This is a genomic window from Lactobacillus sp. M44, assembly GCF_058130005.1.
Genome location: NZ_CM176707.1, coordinates 722,571 through 739,144, shown reverse-complemented (window position 1 = coordinate 739,144; position 16,574 = coordinate 722,571). Strand labels below are relative to the sequence as shown.

At 31.2% G+C, this 16,574-nt stretch carries 20 protein-coding genes; all 20 read right to left on the bottom strand.

Annotated features, from left to right (window positions below):
• The 20 genes from AC38BG_RS03665 to AC38BG_RS03570 all read right to left on the bottom strand — a co-directional run bounded on the left by AC38BG_RS03665 (window position 1) and on the right by AC38BG_RS03570 (window position 16,539).
• Window positions 1-879, bottom strand: coding sequence for an SP_1767 family glycosyltransferase (locus AC38BG_RS03665; protein ID WP_489936524.1), 879 nt, complete (start codon window positions 877-879; stop codon window positions 1-3).
• Window positions 876-1,853 (bottom strand): glycosyltransferase family 2 protein, encoded by a 978-nt coding sequence (locus tag AC38BG_RS03660; protein WP_489937811.1) that lies wholly within the window; start codon window positions 1,851-1,853, stop codon window positions 876-878. The genes AC38BG_RS03665 and AC38BG_RS03660 overlap by 4 nt, the downstream gene beginning before the upstream one ends.
• A gap of 1 nt (window position 1,854) precedes the next feature.
• Window positions 1,855-2,736, bottom strand: coding sequence for a GT-D fold domain-containing glycosyltransferase (locus AC38BG_RS03655; RefSeq protein ID WP_489937810.1), 882 nt, complete (start codon window positions 2,734-2,736; stop codon window positions 1,855-1,857).
• Window positions 2,723-3,547, bottom strand: a complete 825-nt coding sequence (locus AC38BG_RS03650; RefSeq protein ID WP_489937809.1) for a hypothetical protein — start codon at window positions 3,545-3,547, stop codon at window positions 2,723-2,725. Before AC38BG_RS03650 ends, AC38BG_RS03655 begins: the two co-directional genes overlap by 14 nt.
• Window positions 3,548-3,884: 337 nt before the next feature.
• Complete coding sequence (locus AC38BG_RS03645) at window positions 3,885-4,925, bottom strand: glycosyltransferase family 2 protein (RefSeq protein ID WP_489937808.1); 1,041 nt, start codon at window positions 4,923-4,925, stop codon at window positions 3,885-3,887.
• A gap of 260 nt (window positions 4,926-5,185) precedes the next feature.
• Window positions 5,186-6,274 carry a glycosyltransferase gene (locus AC38BG_RS03640; RefSeq protein ID WP_489937807.1) on the bottom strand — a complete coding sequence of 363 codons (1,089 nt, stop codon included), beginning with the start codon at window positions 6,272-6,274 and terminating at the stop codon, window positions 5,186-5,188.
• A gap of 2 nt (window positions 6,275-6,276) precedes the next feature.
• Complete coding sequence (locus AC38BG_RS03635; protein WP_489937806.1) at window positions 6,277-6,774, bottom strand: glycosyltransferase; 498 nt, start codon at window positions 6,772-6,774, stop codon at window positions 6,277-6,279.
• Between the two features lie 16 nt (window positions 6,775-6,790).
• Window positions 6,791-7,240 carry a PssD/Cps14F family polysaccharide biosynthesis glycosyltransferase gene (pssD, locus tag AC38BG_RS03630; protein WP_489937805.1) on the bottom strand — a complete coding sequence of 150 codons (450 nt, stop codon included), beginning with the start codon at window positions 7,238-7,240 and terminating at the stop codon, window positions 6,791-6,793.
• A gap of 11 nt (window positions 7,241-7,251) precedes the next feature.
• Complete coding sequence (locus AC38BG_RS03625) at window positions 7,252-7,917, bottom strand: sugar transferase (RefSeq protein WP_489937804.1); 666 nt, start codon at window positions 7,915-7,917, stop codon at window positions 7,252-7,254.
• A 22-nt stretch (window positions 7,918-7,939) separates the two neighbouring features.
• Window positions 7,940-8,710 carry a tyrosine-protein phosphatase gene (locus tag AC38BG_RS03620; protein WP_489937803.1) on the bottom strand — a complete coding sequence of 257 codons (771 nt, stop codon included), beginning with the start codon at window positions 8,708-8,710 and terminating at the stop codon, window positions 7,940-7,942.
• Window positions 8,711-8,712: 2 nt separating this feature from the next.
• On the bottom strand, window positions 8,713-9,477 hold the full coding sequence (locus tag AC38BG_RS03615; RefSeq protein WP_489937802.1) for a CpsD/CapB family tyrosine-protein kinase: 765 nt from the start codon (window positions 9,475-9,477) through the stop codon (window positions 8,713-8,715).
• 12 nt (window positions 9,478-9,489) lie between these two features.
• A complete protein-coding gene (locus tag AC38BG_RS03610) occupies window positions 9,490-10,353 on the bottom strand; it encodes a YveK family protein (protein WP_489937801.1) in 864 nt (287 codons plus the stop codon).
• A 4-nt stretch (window positions 10,354-10,357) separates the two neighbouring features.
• The gene (locus tag AC38BG_RS03605) at window positions 10,358-11,389 is read right to left on the bottom strand and encodes an LCP family protein (protein WP_489937800.1); all 1,032 of its coding nucleotides are present in this window, start codon (window positions 11,387-11,389) and stop codon (window positions 10,358-10,360) included.
• Between the two features lie 246 nt (window positions 11,390-11,635).
• Window positions 11,636-12,181: a YceD family protein gene (locus AC38BG_RS03600; RefSeq protein ID WP_489937799.1), complete on the bottom strand. Its 546-nt coding sequence runs from the start codon at window positions 12,179-12,181 to the stop codon at window positions 11,636-11,638.
• Between the two features lie 2 nt (window positions 12,182-12,183).
• Window positions 12,184-13,335, bottom strand: coding sequence for a nucleotidyltransferase (locus tag AC38BG_RS03595; protein ID WP_489937798.1), 1,152 nt, complete (start codon window positions 13,333-13,335; stop codon window positions 12,184-12,186).
• Between the two features lie 3 nt (window positions 13,336-13,338).
• Window positions 13,339-13,686: a ribosome silencing factor gene (rsfS, locus tag AC38BG_RS03590; RefSeq protein ID WP_489937797.1), complete on the bottom strand. Its 348-nt coding sequence runs from the start codon at window positions 13,684-13,686 to the stop codon at window positions 13,339-13,341.
• 12 nt (window positions 13,687-13,698) lie between these two features.
• Window positions 13,699-14,292: a bis(5'-nucleosyl)-tetraphosphatase (symmetrical) YqeK gene (gene yqeK / locus AC38BG_RS03585; RefSeq protein WP_489937796.1), complete on the bottom strand. Its 594-nt coding sequence runs from the start codon at window positions 14,290-14,292 to the stop codon at window positions 13,699-13,701.
• A complete protein-coding gene (locus tag AC38BG_RS03580) occupies window positions 14,285-14,917 on the bottom strand; it encodes a nicotinate-nucleotide adenylyltransferase (protein ID WP_489937795.1) in 633 nt (210 codons plus the stop codon). Before AC38BG_RS03580 ends, yqeK begins: the two co-directional genes overlap by 8 nt.
• A 1-nt stretch (window position 14,918) precedes the next feature.
• Window positions 14,919-16,025: a ribosome biogenesis GTPase YqeH gene (yqeH, locus tag AC38BG_RS03575; protein ID WP_489937794.1), complete on the bottom strand. Its 1,107-nt coding sequence runs from the start codon at window positions 16,023-16,025 to the stop codon at window positions 14,919-14,921.
• The gene (locus AC38BG_RS03570) at window positions 16,009-16,539 is read right to left on the bottom strand and encodes a YqeG family HAD IIIA-type phosphatase (RefSeq protein ID WP_489937793.1); all 531 of its coding nucleotides are present in this window, start codon (window positions 16,537-16,539) and stop codon (window positions 16,009-16,011) included. Before AC38BG_RS03570 ends, yqeH begins: the two co-directional genes overlap by 17 nt.
• Window positions 16,540-16,574: the final 35 nt, after the last annotated feature.

The window sequence follows — 16,574 nt, the reverse complement described above, 5'->3', positions numbered from 1 at the left end:
CTATTCTTCGCCATTACTTTTTATAACATCAACAATCTCATTTTCAAATTGAATATTTGATCTAAGCTTGATATCTTTATCCTCATTAAATTCTGCAGTATGTTTATATGGGATTTTAACTTTTGTTTTTGCTTTCATTTTGAACCATTCATACTCTGTATCTATATGTCCCAAATCTATCAATTGAATCCCTTCATTTCTTAAATCGTTTACAATTATTTTGGCTGTCGGACCCAGCATCAACAAAACTAATGAATTCTTTTCATATTTTTTAATAGATGCTTCAATATCTCTAATGTATCTAAATGCATTTTTTGAAGGACAAATGATCCTTTTAACTTGATTTGCATTTTTATACAAATCATTACCCTCACCAGATCTAGTAAGATTTCCTTCTACAATTAAAATATTTTTATCATTCCAAATATTTTTTAATTGCTTAAAATACAGTCCTGATTTACTTTTGTCTTCTAAATCAATGTATGGCCGAGAAAGAAATGTTGAGCCATAAATATTATTAGTTTTACTTATTTTTCGTAAAATTTTTCGATTTTGATAAAAGAATTGGTCATAAAAGAAACTTCTACTTTCTTTAGTATATCTATTCATAGCAAAAAAAACGTCTGGCAAACATACTAATAAGTCATTTTCAGAACCTTTTAGAGCAATATTTTTCAAATCTTTACTTAATCGCTGATTATAATTTTGATATGGTATACTTTCTCCCCTGATAATATCGAATTCACCATCTCCTAATCTGATGACTGATACATTATTTTGTATAATTGCTTCAACAGTTTGAGCTGCATCCATAACTTTAATATTAAAACGAAGAAGACGACCCATTAATCGTCTATATTTTTGATTAAAAAAATTCATTTATTTTTTACCATATATAATATTTTAAAACATTGGGGAAATCGCAAATAAATTTTCATAAATAACGTATGTTTGATTCCATCCCTTTTTACAGAAAACTTAAATTTATTTAAAAATTGTAAGTAACTCAGGTAGTCTTTGTTTCCTTGACTACTATAAACAGCTTTTATCAGACTTATACAATCTTGAAATAAATACTTATTGTTGTTTTTTTGAGCACTATAGCTACCATTATGTTCTAAAAAAACAAAAAGTTCATATCGTGCAAGAATTGCATCGCCCCATATATTTAATTTTTTATCTAACCTTGATTGATGTAAAATACTACCTACGCGTTGTCTATAATAATAAAGCACTTTATCTAATTCATAAAAAATCGTTGCATTATCTACTAACTTATAAGTAGTAGAAACATCTTCAAAGTACCTATCTTTTGGATATCTTACTTTAGTAAATAGTTTCTTTTTATAAATTTTATTCCATGCAAAGCTGCCAACTTTATCGATCGTTAGACTATCTATTATCTCTACTTTTTTTACTCTTTTTATGTATTCTTGTTTTTTTATATAACTAACTTGTTTTTGGCTTTCATTATTTACAAAAGTTTTATATTCAAACGTTAAAAGATCAAAGTCTATCATATTAATTATTTTCAAAATGGTACTTAAATAATCCGTTGTAACTATATCATCTGAATCAATAAAAGATATGTATTTTCCCTTTGCCAGTTCTATACCTTTATTTCTAGTAGTAGCGATCCCTTCATTTTTTTTATTTATTAAACGTATAACTGAAAACTTTGATGCATATTTTTGACATATTTTTAAGCTATCGTCAGTTGAACCATCATTAATAATTATGATTTCAACTTTTTCACTAATTTCTTTAGTTATCCCATAAGTTAACGAATTTAAACAATCATTCAAATATTTACTTACATTATAAACAGGTACTATAATTGTTAAGTCTTTCATCTTAGTCAATTTCTCTAATTATTTCATTATTATATGTCGAATTATTTATTTCTTTAAAATCTTTGAGATTATCTCCAGCTTCATTAACAAATTTATTTTTTACAGAGATTTTTTTATTTGCTTTTTTCAAAAACCACTCATATTCTATATCAGCATGTCCAATATCAATTGTTTGTATATTCTTTACTGAAAGCTTAGCTGCTAATATAGAAGCTGTTGGTCCTAATGCAACTAAAACTAATGGACTTTCTGTTAAATTAACAACTTGTATAATAGTGCTTTCAATTTTTTCTATTTGTTTAAAAGCATTCTTATTGGGACATACAATTCTTTGTACAGTTTTTGCATCTTGCAGGAAATCATTTCCTACACCAAATCTAGTAAATTTTCCTTCAGCAATGATAATATTTCTATCTTTAAAGATAGCCTTCCATAATTTAAAAATATATTCACTACGCTTTTTTTCTTGATATTCCATATATGGCCGTGTGATATTAGCATTGTAATACATTCTATTTATTTGTAATAAATTTATCCATTTTCTACTATATCTAATATAATGCTTCTCCCAAAAAAATCTCGTTTCTGGAGTAAATTGATTCATTCCATTAAATATTTCAGGGATACAAACTAACAAAGAACTACTATTTATCTTTATTACTTTTTCTAATTGCTTTCCAAGCTCTCGATCATTGTCTTGAAATGAATCTTGATCAATCCCCAGCATCCACTTCAATTCTCCATCTCCAAATCTTGACACCGATTTTCTATCGTTCAAAATAATTTTCATAGTTTGTTCCAAAGAAGCTACTTGTAACCTAGCGCTATTTCTTCTTATCCCCTGATATAGCATTGCTATAAATTTTTCTTTAAACTTGTTCATTATTATTCACCATACTGTTAGCTTGAAAAATTAATGGAATCAACATCAGACTTAAATTATAAGTAAAAAATGTTAATACATTCTCACTTAATCCATAAATACAAATAGTAATTATGTAAATAATCCATTTATATCTATTTTGCTTGTTTAATTTATTTACTAATAATATCATTGATATTACAAATATCATTGTAAATATTGTTCCATAGGTTATTACTAAATTAGCAAATCCAGAATCTAATGTACCGTTAAATCCTTGTGATGCATCCCCCCATAACCCATATAATGGACCGCTTGTGATGTGTCCCCAAAAATTAATCCCATATATTTTTAAATAACTAATCGCATAAAATGGACGAGTCTGAAATATTTTGTTAATGATATCAAAAATACTAGGACGATAAATATAAATGTTGTTAAGAATATATGTACATAAAATAGGAAATAATAGTAAACAAAAATCAGCTAATAACCATAGATGAACTTTTACATAATTAAAATGAGATAGCAATATAAATAATAAAAGAAAGAGAAAAGATAAAAATGCCGTTCTATCTCCAGAGACAAAATATATAGTTCCCATAAATGCTATAGTTTTGACATAAGTAAAAAGATTTACTTTATTGATGCCTTTATAAAAAAATAAATACAATGTGGTAATTTCAAATCCTACTATTCCTAAATTATTATAATGAGAAAAGCCAAGAGCGTTTCTACTAATTAATCCTTCACCTAAAATTGAAAATGATCGTTGATATTGAATTGATTCACTAGAAACAACTCCCGACGCAGATAAAATAAAATTAACCAAAAGAAAAAAAACTTCTATTAAAATCATTAATTTAGCCAATTTGTGCAAATCAAGATCAAAACAACAAATAACTTGAGTTATTGATAGAAGAATAGTAGCCTGTTTTGTTACAAAAAAAGAAATTCCGCCTATAGATATTAACAACAAATTCAAGCCTATATCTTTTAAAGTACTTTTTTTAGTTAACAAATACAAGCAAAAAAATATAATAGCAATATATACCACAACATTAATATTTAAACTATATTTCTCTGTTATTTGTGATATGCTTAGCATATAGTATATGGTTATCAATCCTATATATATATATGCCAATTTGGGTGATAAAAAATTATTTTTATTTTCCATTTTTATGTAATTGTTTCATCCTATACATCTTTATCAAATAATAAACTATCCATTCATTTCCATTTTTTATAATCTTCAGAAAGAGCTTTTGTTCCAATTCTAGTTTATTAATTGGATAGATTTCTAATATAGACATAAGTAAAGGATCTGATATAATTTCTTTCATTGCCTGTAGGGCTTGTGTTTTACTTTTATGAGAAATCATTGGTAATTCTCTCAGCAAACTTTCTCGAACATCAATAAAAAATTGACGAGAAAGCCGATCTCTATTTTTCTCGAATATGTTAGCTGATTTTAATTTCTTTTTTTGTACCAAATAGCTAGCTTTACTATCTATAAATAAATTCTGCTTATATGTACTACTAGTCATTGAAGTAATATTTTCTCGATAAAAATATCCTATGGTATCTATTATTCCAACCATATTAGCATGAGTATAAAAATCTATATTAAAAATAGTGTCCTCAGATTTTATTGCTAAAAAAGAAATATCATAGGTTAGCAATACTTTGCGTTTAAAAAGTACATTCCATATAGTAACTCGCATATTATCATGACCTAGTGGTGAGCTGCCAATAATTTTAGGAAGCAATTTTTCTTTTACTTCATCTTTTCTAAAAATAGTATTTTTATATCTTTCCCTATAAAGAATGTTTTTTTCAGTATCTACTCGAGTATAACCGCCTATAACAGAATCTAAATTATGCTTTTTCCCAAAGTCAAACAAAGTTATTAATTCATTTTTTCCCAAGTAGTCATCAGAATCAATGAAATATATATATTGTCCTTTGGCTTCTTTGATTCCCCTATTACGTGCACATCCTGGTCCAGCATTAATTTGTTCAATTATAACTACATTATTAAATTCTTTTTCTAATTTCTTTTCAATTTCAATACTATGATCAGTTGAACCATCATCAACTAAAATAATTTCTATACTTTTTAAAGTTTGTGCAACTAAACTTCTGACACATTCTTCTAAATATCTTTCACTATTATAAACTGGAATAATAATAGATACATCAATCATTATCTAATTTCCTCACTAATTGTGCTGGAGCTCCTACATATGCATTTTTTGACATATATGCTTACATCTCTTATAGCTTGCAGTTGACCATATGGACTAATATCGTATTCCACTTTCTAAATAATTTTTGCATTTTTTGAAATAGCTATTTTACTTTTCCAAGAAATAAATGGTAGATGGTCATTTTTATTTATTTTAATTGTTAATCTATTACGAAATTTTACTTTTAGCAAAAAAGTCTTAAATACTTAAATCTCCATTTAAATCCTTTTTTTATGTTTAATTTCATACTTTTCCATTAAAGCCTTTTTATATATTTTTTTTACTTGTACTGAGCAATTTTTGATATCGTAAAGTTGAGAATATTCACTCGTTCGACTTAAAGCTGACTTACTCGTATCATAATTAATAATACTTTTTAACCATAAATCAGCATTTTTTATAGATAAAAATTCTATAGTATCTGTTATTCTAACCTCATGTGGTACCTTATTTGATACTATACATTTTAATCCAGATACTTGTGCTTCTACCGCGGCCATTCCTAATCCTTCCCACTTTGAAGGAAATAAAAACATATCAAACGCTGAATAGAATTTATACACATCATTCACTGGAGAAAGAATAATGAATCGGTGTAATAGCCTTTCATTTTTTACTTTTTTTTCAAATTCCTTTCTGTCCCCTCCGCCCAATAGCATAAATTTATAATTTGCTGGTAATTTCTTGGCCAAGGTCAATAAAAATGCATGATTTTTGGGTAAATTAAAAGTTCCAATATTCCCAAGCAAAATTTCGTCATTACGTATACTATATTTTTCTCTAATCTTTTTTCTTTCATCAACATTGTAATAAAACTTTTCGATTTTTATACCATTAATAATTACTTTATAAGGTCTTTTACCATATAACTTTATTCCTGCTTTATGACTAGCAGCAAAGCATAAATCAGCATTTTTAATAAGATATGGTTTCAATATTTTATTTAAATGTACTGCTTTGTACTTTATACTGTGTGTATGAACGACTGTCAAAACAGGTAAATTTCTACATGCAAAAAGTTCTAATGACATAGTCGCACTATTTCCATGAATATGAACTACATCATAATGGTTGTTTTTTATCAATCTACGCAATTGAATCATATAATTTAATGGATTTTTCTTTCGATTCAGTACATACAGCGTTGTTCCATTTTCTAAAGGCATGGTTGATAATATTTTTTTATCAAAATTCGAAGAAACAATATCTATGCGGTTGTCTTTTTTTAACTCATTATAATAATTTCTGATATGAATTGGTATTCCAGTCAAAGAAAAGGCAACAGTACATACTTCAAGTATTTTCATATTTAATTAACCAAATTCTCTACTATAATCTCTAATTTTTCATTAAACTGCCTATTATTGCTATTTTCACCGCTATTTTTATTTTTAACAATTTGATCATAATTATTAATAGACCTTAAAAGATTATCCATACTATAAACAGGAATAATATTATTCATTCTTTTTGCTATTAATCTAACAAAATCTAATTGATGATCATTCACATGCTCATGATATTTTTCTTGTCGTGGTATAACAATAGGTACTTTTCCAAATTGTAATGCTTCAATAAAGCTTGAAGGTCCACCATGAGTGATTACAATTCGAGCTTTTTTTAAATACTTTTGCATATTATCATAAGATAACATTTTATAATATTCGCAATGTTTAGGAGTATATGTGCTATATCCTGTCTGCATTATGACTTTTTCTTTAATATCACCATTAGCAACTAATTCATCAATTTCGTTTATTAACCGATTGAATGGTTGTTCATGAGTTCCAACTGTTACAAAGATCATTGACTAAAATCACCTGTTAAAAAATACTTCCTAAATTAATTGCTTTTGGATAAACTTTTTTCATTTCTTTCCACTGCACAATAAACTTATCAGTTATTGGATAAACTAATTTTCCAGTAATTGTTGGCTTATTATATCGATCAAAAACTTCAATATAAATTGTCTTTGCCCCCAATAATTTTCCAATATAGAAAAAAGGAACTGCTACCGCAGCACCACTTGAAATAATAATATCTGGGCGTTCTTTTCGAAGTACTTTAATAGCTAAAAAAGTATTTTTAATCAGATTTTTAATATTTCTGTTAGTTGGATAATAACAACCATACATTTTTTCATTCTTTAGTTTACTTTGAGCATCTTCTTTATCAAAAGTTACCCAAAATCTATCTTTATCTTGCCAAAATGGCCTCAACATATATAAATGTGTTAAGTGCCCACCACTTGATCCAACTAAACAAACTTTCATAAAAGTTCTCCTCAATACGCCCCATTCGGATGCACTATGACACCTACTGTTTTAAACATTATCTTTAAATCCTCCAAAATACCTGAATGATTAATATAAATAATATCAAGCCATACCATTTCATCAAAGTCAGCTTCATTTCGGCGAGTTACTTGCCACAATCCAGTGCAACCAGGTATAACTTCTAATCTTTGCATATCATAATCAGAATATTGATCAACTTCGCTAGGCAATGGAGGTCTTGGTCCAACTAATGACATATCACCGATTAATACATTATATAGTTGTGGTAGTTCATCTAAACTGTATTTTCGAATCGTTTGACCAATTTTAGTAATTCTTGGATCGTTCTTTATCTTGAACATTGCTCCGTCGACTTCATTTTGGTCTGCAAGTTGATTAATCATTTTATCAGCATTAACAACCATTGATCTAAATTTCCACATTTTAAATTTTTTGCCGTTGTGACCAATTCGCTCTTGAGAATAAAAAACTGAACCATTATCATCATGCTTGATTCTAATTGCTAAGTATATAAATAAAGGCGATAAAATAATCAATGCAACCACACTTGCAAAGATATCAAAAATGCGTTTTACAAAATGATAGAAATATCGTCTATGAATTTTAGATTCATCGACATAAATCTTATCACCAACTGATAACTTTCGCATCATTTCATTTACTCCCCCTGCAATATTAAAACAACCAAAACTTTTTCTTATCTCTAAGTGGTTCCCATTCCATTTGGACTGGATCACCATTGATAATCTTGCGAGCATTATCTTGATAAGCTTGAGCCAATTTTCTCCCAAATTCATGACTCAACTTATCATATGCTTCGCTTAATTGATATTGCCGTTGTGGCAAGTCATGTGCATCTGATGCAAAAGTTGCAACTTGTCCAGCTTCAATTAATCTTTTGGACAAGTTTTGGACACTATCACCAAATATCCCTGTATAAGAACTTGCTGTAACCTGGACTAAACAACCCTGTTCAAGCAAATCTTGCAAAATTGTCGGATCTTTCAAAATACGATTATTGCGTTCTGGATGCACTATTATTGGCGTAATACCATGTTGCATTATTTGAAAGATCGTATTTCTTGCATAAGTTGGAACATCATCACTTGGAAATTCCAGCAACATATATGTCCCAGCTTCATCGCAATACAGGATATCATCATTTTCTATTGCCTGGATTAACTCTCCTGACAAGCGCACTTCCATCCCTGCAAATACTTGCAAAGGCAAGTTTGCATCATCAATCATATCTTGATACATCTTAGTTAATCTAATAACATCTTGTTTATGATTTACATACTTACCATTTAATGTATGTGGCGATACGACTGCATGAGTGACTCCATTTTTCACAGCACTTTTAGCAAGCTTCATTGAAGTCACCCAGTCTTTAGAACCATCATCAATGCCAGGCAACATGTGGCAATGAATATCAACTAAAACCATGATTACCTCTTGAAAAAGCCTCGCTTCTTATCTTGTTTACTATAGCCATATCCATAACCGTATCCATACCCATAGCCTGCATTATCTGCATACACGTCATTCATCACATAACCTAAGATGCGAGCTTTAGCAAACTTAAGCATTTCAACTGCTCGTTTGATAGCGGGCTTTTGTGTGACTCCTTGACGCACTACTAAGACAATTCCATCTAAATGACTTGCAAGCTCTTGTGTATCAGACACTTCTAATACTGGCGCTAAGTCAATAATAACTAGATCATAATATGACTTAACCAAGTCAATAAAAGTCTGCATCCTTTTTGAACCAATTAATTCAGCAGGATTTGGTGGGATTGGTCCAGATGTCAAGATTGACAAATTCTCAACTCCACTTTCTTTAACCACCTTATCTAGGCTAATTTCATTAGACTCAGTAGTTAAAACAGTTGTTAATCCATGACTATTATTGACATTAAAGGTACTATGCAATGTTGGACGACGCAAGTCCGCATCAATTAATAAGGTCTTGCGCCCAGCTTGGGCAAATGTAATTGCCACATTAGCTGTGACTGTTGATTTACCCTCACTAATATTAGCAGAAGTAAAAGCTAATGTATGAATATCGTGATCGACAGCCATGAAGTTAATATTAGTTCTAACTGTTCTAAATTGTTCAGCAACTAGACTTTGAGGTTTGGCTGCAGTAATTAATTTAGCACCATCTTTCATGGTTTCATTAACGCCATGTTTTTTCCTAAATAAAGCCATTTACATCCCCCCTTAAACTCTACGTCTCTTGCGAGTATCTTTATTTGCATCATTTATATTAAATGATGCAGATAAATTAAAGTGTGAAATTTGACCTAAATCAATTAATTCAAGAGTATCAGTCAAGTAACTATCATCTCGGACAGTGGTATCAGACATTTCGTGAATTAAAATTGTTGCAAAACTCGCTACTAGCCCAATCACAAAACCAGCAATTGTAAATAACTTAACGTTCGGTGCTGATTGATTACCATCTGTTGCAGGTGCGACAATAGTTACGTTGTTAACATTCATGATGCTTGGAATCTTATCACGGAATACTTTAGCCACTGCATTAGCTTCAACTTTAGCCTTTTCAGGTGTATCTGCTGTAGCACTTAGTGTAAACACTTGTGATTGCTGCTGAGTTGCAACTTTAATACTTTTAGCTAATTGATTGGTTGAAATGCTATAAGCTTTACCATAACGCTCAACAACTGCAGGTTGTGCTTTTTTAATTAATACTTTAGTGCCATCTGCATTAACCCGATATTTTGCTTTAGTGGCTTTTTGTACAACTCTAGTTGGATTAGCTAAGCGATTAGATGCTTCTTGCAAGATCACATGACTTGTGATGATATCTTTATAAGTAGTAACTAACTGCATGTTAGCTTGCTGTGTGGCATAAGCGGCATTTGGATCATCTTTAGCATTTTTTTGATTAACTAAGATCTGTGCGGTAGCAGTGAACTTAGGCGTAATCAAAAAATTAGCTATTCCCCAACCTAATGCAGCTAATCCAATGCTCCAGATAATCAAAGCCCAAAGATGCTTACGACAAATTTCAAGCAATTGAGTTAAGTCAATTGTGTTGGTGTTATTTTCTTGTTTTTCCATTCATTTAACCCTTATTCATAATGTAGCTAGCTTCATCTTTAGCAACTGTCTTATTTGGCAAGTCAAGATTATTACGCAATTTATTAGATACGCGTTGGCGTTCTGATTGGCTAATAACTTCAATCTCCATTTGACCGAATCTTGGGTTATTTGTTTGACTGCTTACTCCTTGCGCATGATCTAGTTCGACATTACTTGTCGCATGACGATAATCTTTACCAATTGTGAACATCTGCTTCATAGTTAAATCAGTCTGCATTTCATCAGAGATTGACTTTAAAAACTTAGTATTGACTAATGCTGCAGGTGATATGGACTTTTTAAGTAATGCCATCACAATTCTTCGATCACGCTCTTGTCGACCATAATCTTGTTCTGGATCGCCATGGCGCAACTGTGCAAACGCGAGAGCCTTTTTGCCATTCATGTGGTAGCTATGGTCTTTTACAAAATGATAACCCATATTATTAAATGTTAATGGTGATTCAACCTCAATTCCGCCAACTTGGTCAATGGCCTTTTGCAATCCGCCCATATTAATTAAGATGTAACCATCAATTGGAACGCTATAATATTTATCTAGTGTCTTAATTGTTTCACCAGCTCCACCTAATGTATAAGCTGAGTTAATTTTAGCTACTCCATATTGCTTATAATCTGGAAAAATTGCATTTGAATCACGAGGAATTGAAATCACATCAGTAGTTTGCTTTGAAGGATTGATTGACATCATCATAATGGTGTCAGTTCTACCCTTCCAGCTGCGTCCCATCGCACCAGTATCAGTTCCTAATAACAAAATATTAATTGGCTTTTTTTGTTTTAATAACTGATTTAAATCACGACTGTTATCATTTTTTGCAACAGGCGTGTACATATTAGTCGCTGTATCACGCAAGTTTTTATAGATCATCCCACATGCAAAAACACCAGCAATTATAATAACACCTATAACGCTCCAAAAGATCTTCCAAAACCGTCTGTGATGTCGATGATGATGATGGTGAACTTTTTGTTCTTGTTTTTCTTCTGCCATATTTTACCCTCTTATGTGTAACTCAGAATCTCTTACATTATATAGGACAAATATAATTTTTTCTAGATACTTGATAGTTATATAACGAACTTATGTTAAGATGATTTGATTCTTATAACGCATTAAAAAACACCAAATCATAGAAATAATATGCAAGTAAGCACATACACCACCATTGACTCATAACAAAAAAATTGCATTAAAAAACATATTTCACCTTTTTGTAAAATATGTTGTAAATCTTATTTAGTTTTTATCTTTATCTGATAACAAACTCTTCAAACTAGCAAAGGCAGGGTTTGTTTTTTTGCTTTGCATTTTCTCATACTTATCTTCTGAAATAACGCTCCAGCCTTGGCCTTTTGGAAATTCACCTTTATTTTCATTATCAGTTAATAAAGTAGTTGGAATATGAAGCAAAATATTATCTTCAATTGCTGTCTGTACGTTGATTTCATCATTTCTGACTTTGACAATCATCCCACCATTATCATCTAATTCTTGTTGAGTTGGCTCTTTTAATGAATAACTTTCAGTAAAATGAAACTTCTCATGTAGTTTCACTGGCTTTAAACTCCTACTAGATGGAGCAACCACATCAGCTTCTACATCAAAGTCGCCAATCACATATGGTTCTTGATAAAATAATTGACCTTTAGCATGAACATTATTTACTTCAATTACTAATTCTTTTCCTCGTTCAAAAAACTCCGGACGCAACTCTACATCTTCATCAATTTTTTTTAGAGGAGCTTGGTTGTACTTAACTTGTGAAAAACTAACTGTTAACATTTTTAAACCTCTATTGGCTTGCGACCAAAATTTTGGTCGACTCCCATAATTTGCTCGAATAATCTATCTACTTTTACTTGCAGTGCCAAGGTACCAACTTCCGCATTTTTATGGTCGACTTTTGAAATAATATCTACTGCAAAATCTTTTCGCATTTGCTTTAAATATTTGCGACCTAATTTACTATAACCTAAAAGCAATGTTTGAGTCTTATCATAACTATTCATCATCGCCTCATCAGAGACATTAAGCAAAGTATACAACGCTAAACGTCTTAAGCGTGAATAAGTATAACGCTTTGATTTGATTTGTCTTAAAAACTCAGTGAAATCACGGCTCAGATGAATTTCTTCTTTCATTTTGTATTCTAAGCCTTCACTCATTTGATAGATAGTTTTTAATTGGCTAATTTCTGCAGATTCGATTCGATATTTCAAAAATGGATACAACATTTCCCAATTAGGGTATTTTTTTTGTTGAATTAAAATATTGGCTTCTCCTTTAGGGAGCCATTTTCCCAATTCATTTAAATCTTCACCATTTAAAATATAGTTTCTAATTGCACTGGCACTTTGGACTATTTTTTCTCTAGCTAATAATCCATCATGATCCGCTCCAATCCGAGTAATTGGATGCAAGTCAATAGGATTATTTAAATTGGCATTAGCTACTGCGTAAGCTAGTGCCAAGATAGAATTTGGTTCATTGATTTCATGGCCGATTTCTCTAGCTACCATTTGGTTATATTGAGTAGAATAAGTCTTTGAATAATCTCTAAAATTCATGTGTCCCTTAGGAATCTGAGCAATGCGCTTACCCAGATAATTAAAGTTCAAGTTAGCATTTTCTACTCCAAAAACTAAGTCCTTAACTCCTAATTGCGATAAGATCTCAATACTACCTCTTGCAAAGATATCTGCTGGCTGCACTGCATATGAAAAAGGTAATTCAAATACTAAATCAGCTCCAGATAATAAAGCAGCTTTAGCTCTTGACCATTTGTCCATAATTGCCATTTCACCGCGTTGGACATAATTTCCAGACATTAAGACAATAATTGGATCAGTCTTTGCTGTTAGTCGTGCTTGATTTAATAAAAACTCATGTCCACTATGAAATGGGTTATATTCTGCAATAATTCCTACAACACTCATTTTTTAGTCGTCTATTAATTCTACTTCTTTACCATTTGACCATAGGCTTTCCAATCCATAAAAGTCTCTACCTTCATCAGTGAAGATATTAACAACTACATCACCTAAGTCAACCAATAGCCAATTAGAATTTCTATTACCTTCAACACGATAGTTGTCATAGCCTTTTTGTCTTACGGCATCTAAAATGCTATTAACAATTGCGTGTAATTGTCTGCTAGATCCTGCACTAGTAACTACATAATAATCAGCTAAAATACTGATTCCACGCATATCATATGCTTTAGTGTTTTCACCATGACGGTCGCTAATTGCCTTTGCAACAATATCTAATAGTTCTTTACTGTTCAAATTTATTTCTCCTTATTTAACACTCCACACATTATATGCTGCGACACTGCGTGGATATATTCTATTTTGTTTGTCTATGTTTAATTTCAAAGTTTCACTTAATTGATACCCAACCGCTTGATCCAAATCAACTTCAGCTAATTCACGTGCTTTTTGCACTCCATCGAACTTTCTACCAGGTTCAATAAAGTCAGCAGTAAATACAATCTTATCAAGCAAACTCATTTCTACATCCCCAGTAGTGTGGCGATTAACTGCTTGCAAGATTTCTGGGTCATCAATTTTTAAATCACGTTTAATAAAATAAGTCCCAACAATTCCATGCCAAATAGCTGGATTCCAATTTAATAAGTCTTGATCAAACCCTTGTGTTTTGATTGCTTTAATAAATTCAGCTACTGACTCTTGTTTTGCATAATCATGCACAAATCCAGCAATTGCTGCTTTATCTTCATCATAATGATAAAGCTTGGCCAGTCTTTTACTAGTTTCACTTACCCTAATACAGTGTTGGAATCGATAATCATCCATATTATTTTTTTCTTTTTCAATAATTTCTTCACTAGAATATGGTGAATAGGTTTTTTCAAAAAATAAATCAGTCAAGGTAAAGCCCCTTTTCAATAATATATTTTCTGACACTTTCTGGTACAAGATATCTAATTGAAGTTCCAGTTGCCACGCTGCGTCTAATCGCAGTTGAGCTTAATCTAATGTCTGGTGCATCTACCCAGATCATTGAGTACTTAGGCTCTTGAGGATAACCTGGTCTTCTAATGCCAACTAGTGTAACTAATTTAGCTAAGTTATCAGCTTCTTTCCAAGTATCAAAGCTGTTGACCTGGTCACTTCCCATAATTAAATAATAATTATTTTGAGGTGCGACTTTTTTTAGATATCTTACAGTATCAATTGTATATGAGACTCCACCACGAAACAATTCTAACAATTTTACATGAAACTTTGGATTATCACGGGTTGCTAATTCTAACATGGTTGCGCGATCTTTTGAAGAAATTGGCTTTTCGACTTTTTTATGGGGTGGAATATTATCTGGGATAAACCACACCTCATCTAATCGCAACTTAGTCAATGCTTGCTGCGCTGCAACTAAATGGGCAATATGCACTGGATTAAAAGTTCCGCCCATGATGCCAATTTGTTTTGGTTTATGAGATAACTTTTCAGTTTTTACTTGAGGCTGGGTCTTTTTTAGTGTTAAACAATCCATTTTAAATTAATGCCCTTCTGATTCCTTGTCCAATTCCACCTGGAGTAAAACTTTTAACTACAACTCCTGCTGGAACTGTAATAAATCCAACACCGCCAAATAATAGATCGCTCTTAGTTTTTGGATGGTAAGTGTGTTCAATTAATTTTGGTAAACTATCTGGATCACTTGGCGGAGTTAACATCTCACCAATATGTTTTTGATAATAATCATCTGCATTTTCAGTTTTGGTTCGATGGACAAATAAATCCCTTGCCGCATACACTGTAAAACTAGTAGATGAACCTGAAACAAAATCAAATCTACCCAATCCAGCTAAAAATAAAGTCTGTCCTGGCAATAATTGATAAGTTATTGGCTTCAATGGCTTTTTCGGGGTTATTTTGTCTAAGTCTTTTGCAGTTAATTTAGAAGCTAGTTGGTTTTTGCTAATAATTCCTGGAGTGTCCACTAAATAATGTCCATTATCTAGTGGAATCTTGATCTCATCTAGAGTAGTTCCTGGAAAATGTGAAGTGGTAATTAGATCCTTAACATCACCTAATTGATCAATAATTGCATTGATTAGTGTAGATTTCCCTACATTGGTTGTTCCAACAAAATACACATCACGATCATCATTTTTGCGCAAAAATGCTAGTAAATCATCTAGGTTCTTTTCTTTTTTTGCACTGACTAAAAAGATCTTTTTTGGCTTTAAACCAGCGCGGTTTGCTTCTTGACGCATCCAATCTTTGATTTTGGTTTGGTTAGAGTTTTTTGGAAACAGATCAAACTTATTACCAACTAAAACAAAGTCATTATCTCCAATAAAGCGATTAAGTGAAGTAACCAATGAGTTATTAAAATCAAATAAATCAACCACATTGACAACTAGTGCTTTTTTGGTGCTGAGTGAATTAAGTAACTTCAAAAAGTCATCGTTAGTTAAATCTACAGGCATGATTTCATTATAGTGGCGCAATCTAAAGCAGCGTTGGCAGTAAATGTCTTCTTGATCATTATCAATGGCTTTTTGCAGTGCACTTTGAGGTAAGTATCCTGGCTTTTTTGGATCGGTGCTTTGCAAAATTGCTCCACAACCTATACATCTAATTTCTTCCGTCATCTAAATTCCCCTTAAACTTAATTGGCTTATGCAATGCTAATACAAAGAATATGCCTTTTTCAAAAAATCGATTAATCCGTGTATTCCACTTATCTGTAGTAATTAATGGTTTGACTAAGACTGTTTTGACACCAGCTAGATTGCCTGCTTGAATATCAGTAATTAGTTGATCACCAACCATTAATACCTGTGACTTTTTTAAATTATATTTTTTTAATGCTTGATTAATGCCTATTGGCAACGGCTTTCTAGCTTTAGCAATAAAATTGATTCGATTAGGATTCATCACCTTTCCCACTCGCTCATTATTGTTGTTTGAGATAACTACTAGTTTTATTCCTGCTTTTTTTAATTTATTATTGAAATCAGTCATTTCCTGCACGGAATCTTTTTTGTTCCAAGCAATTAAAGTGTTATCTAAATCAGAAAAAACTGCCTTAATTCCCATTTTTTTCAGTTGCTGGGGATTTAAGTGATAAATCGAATCTATTGTATATTTCGGCCTAAATAGCATTGAATCCCTCCGTTTTTTATTATATCTCATATTAT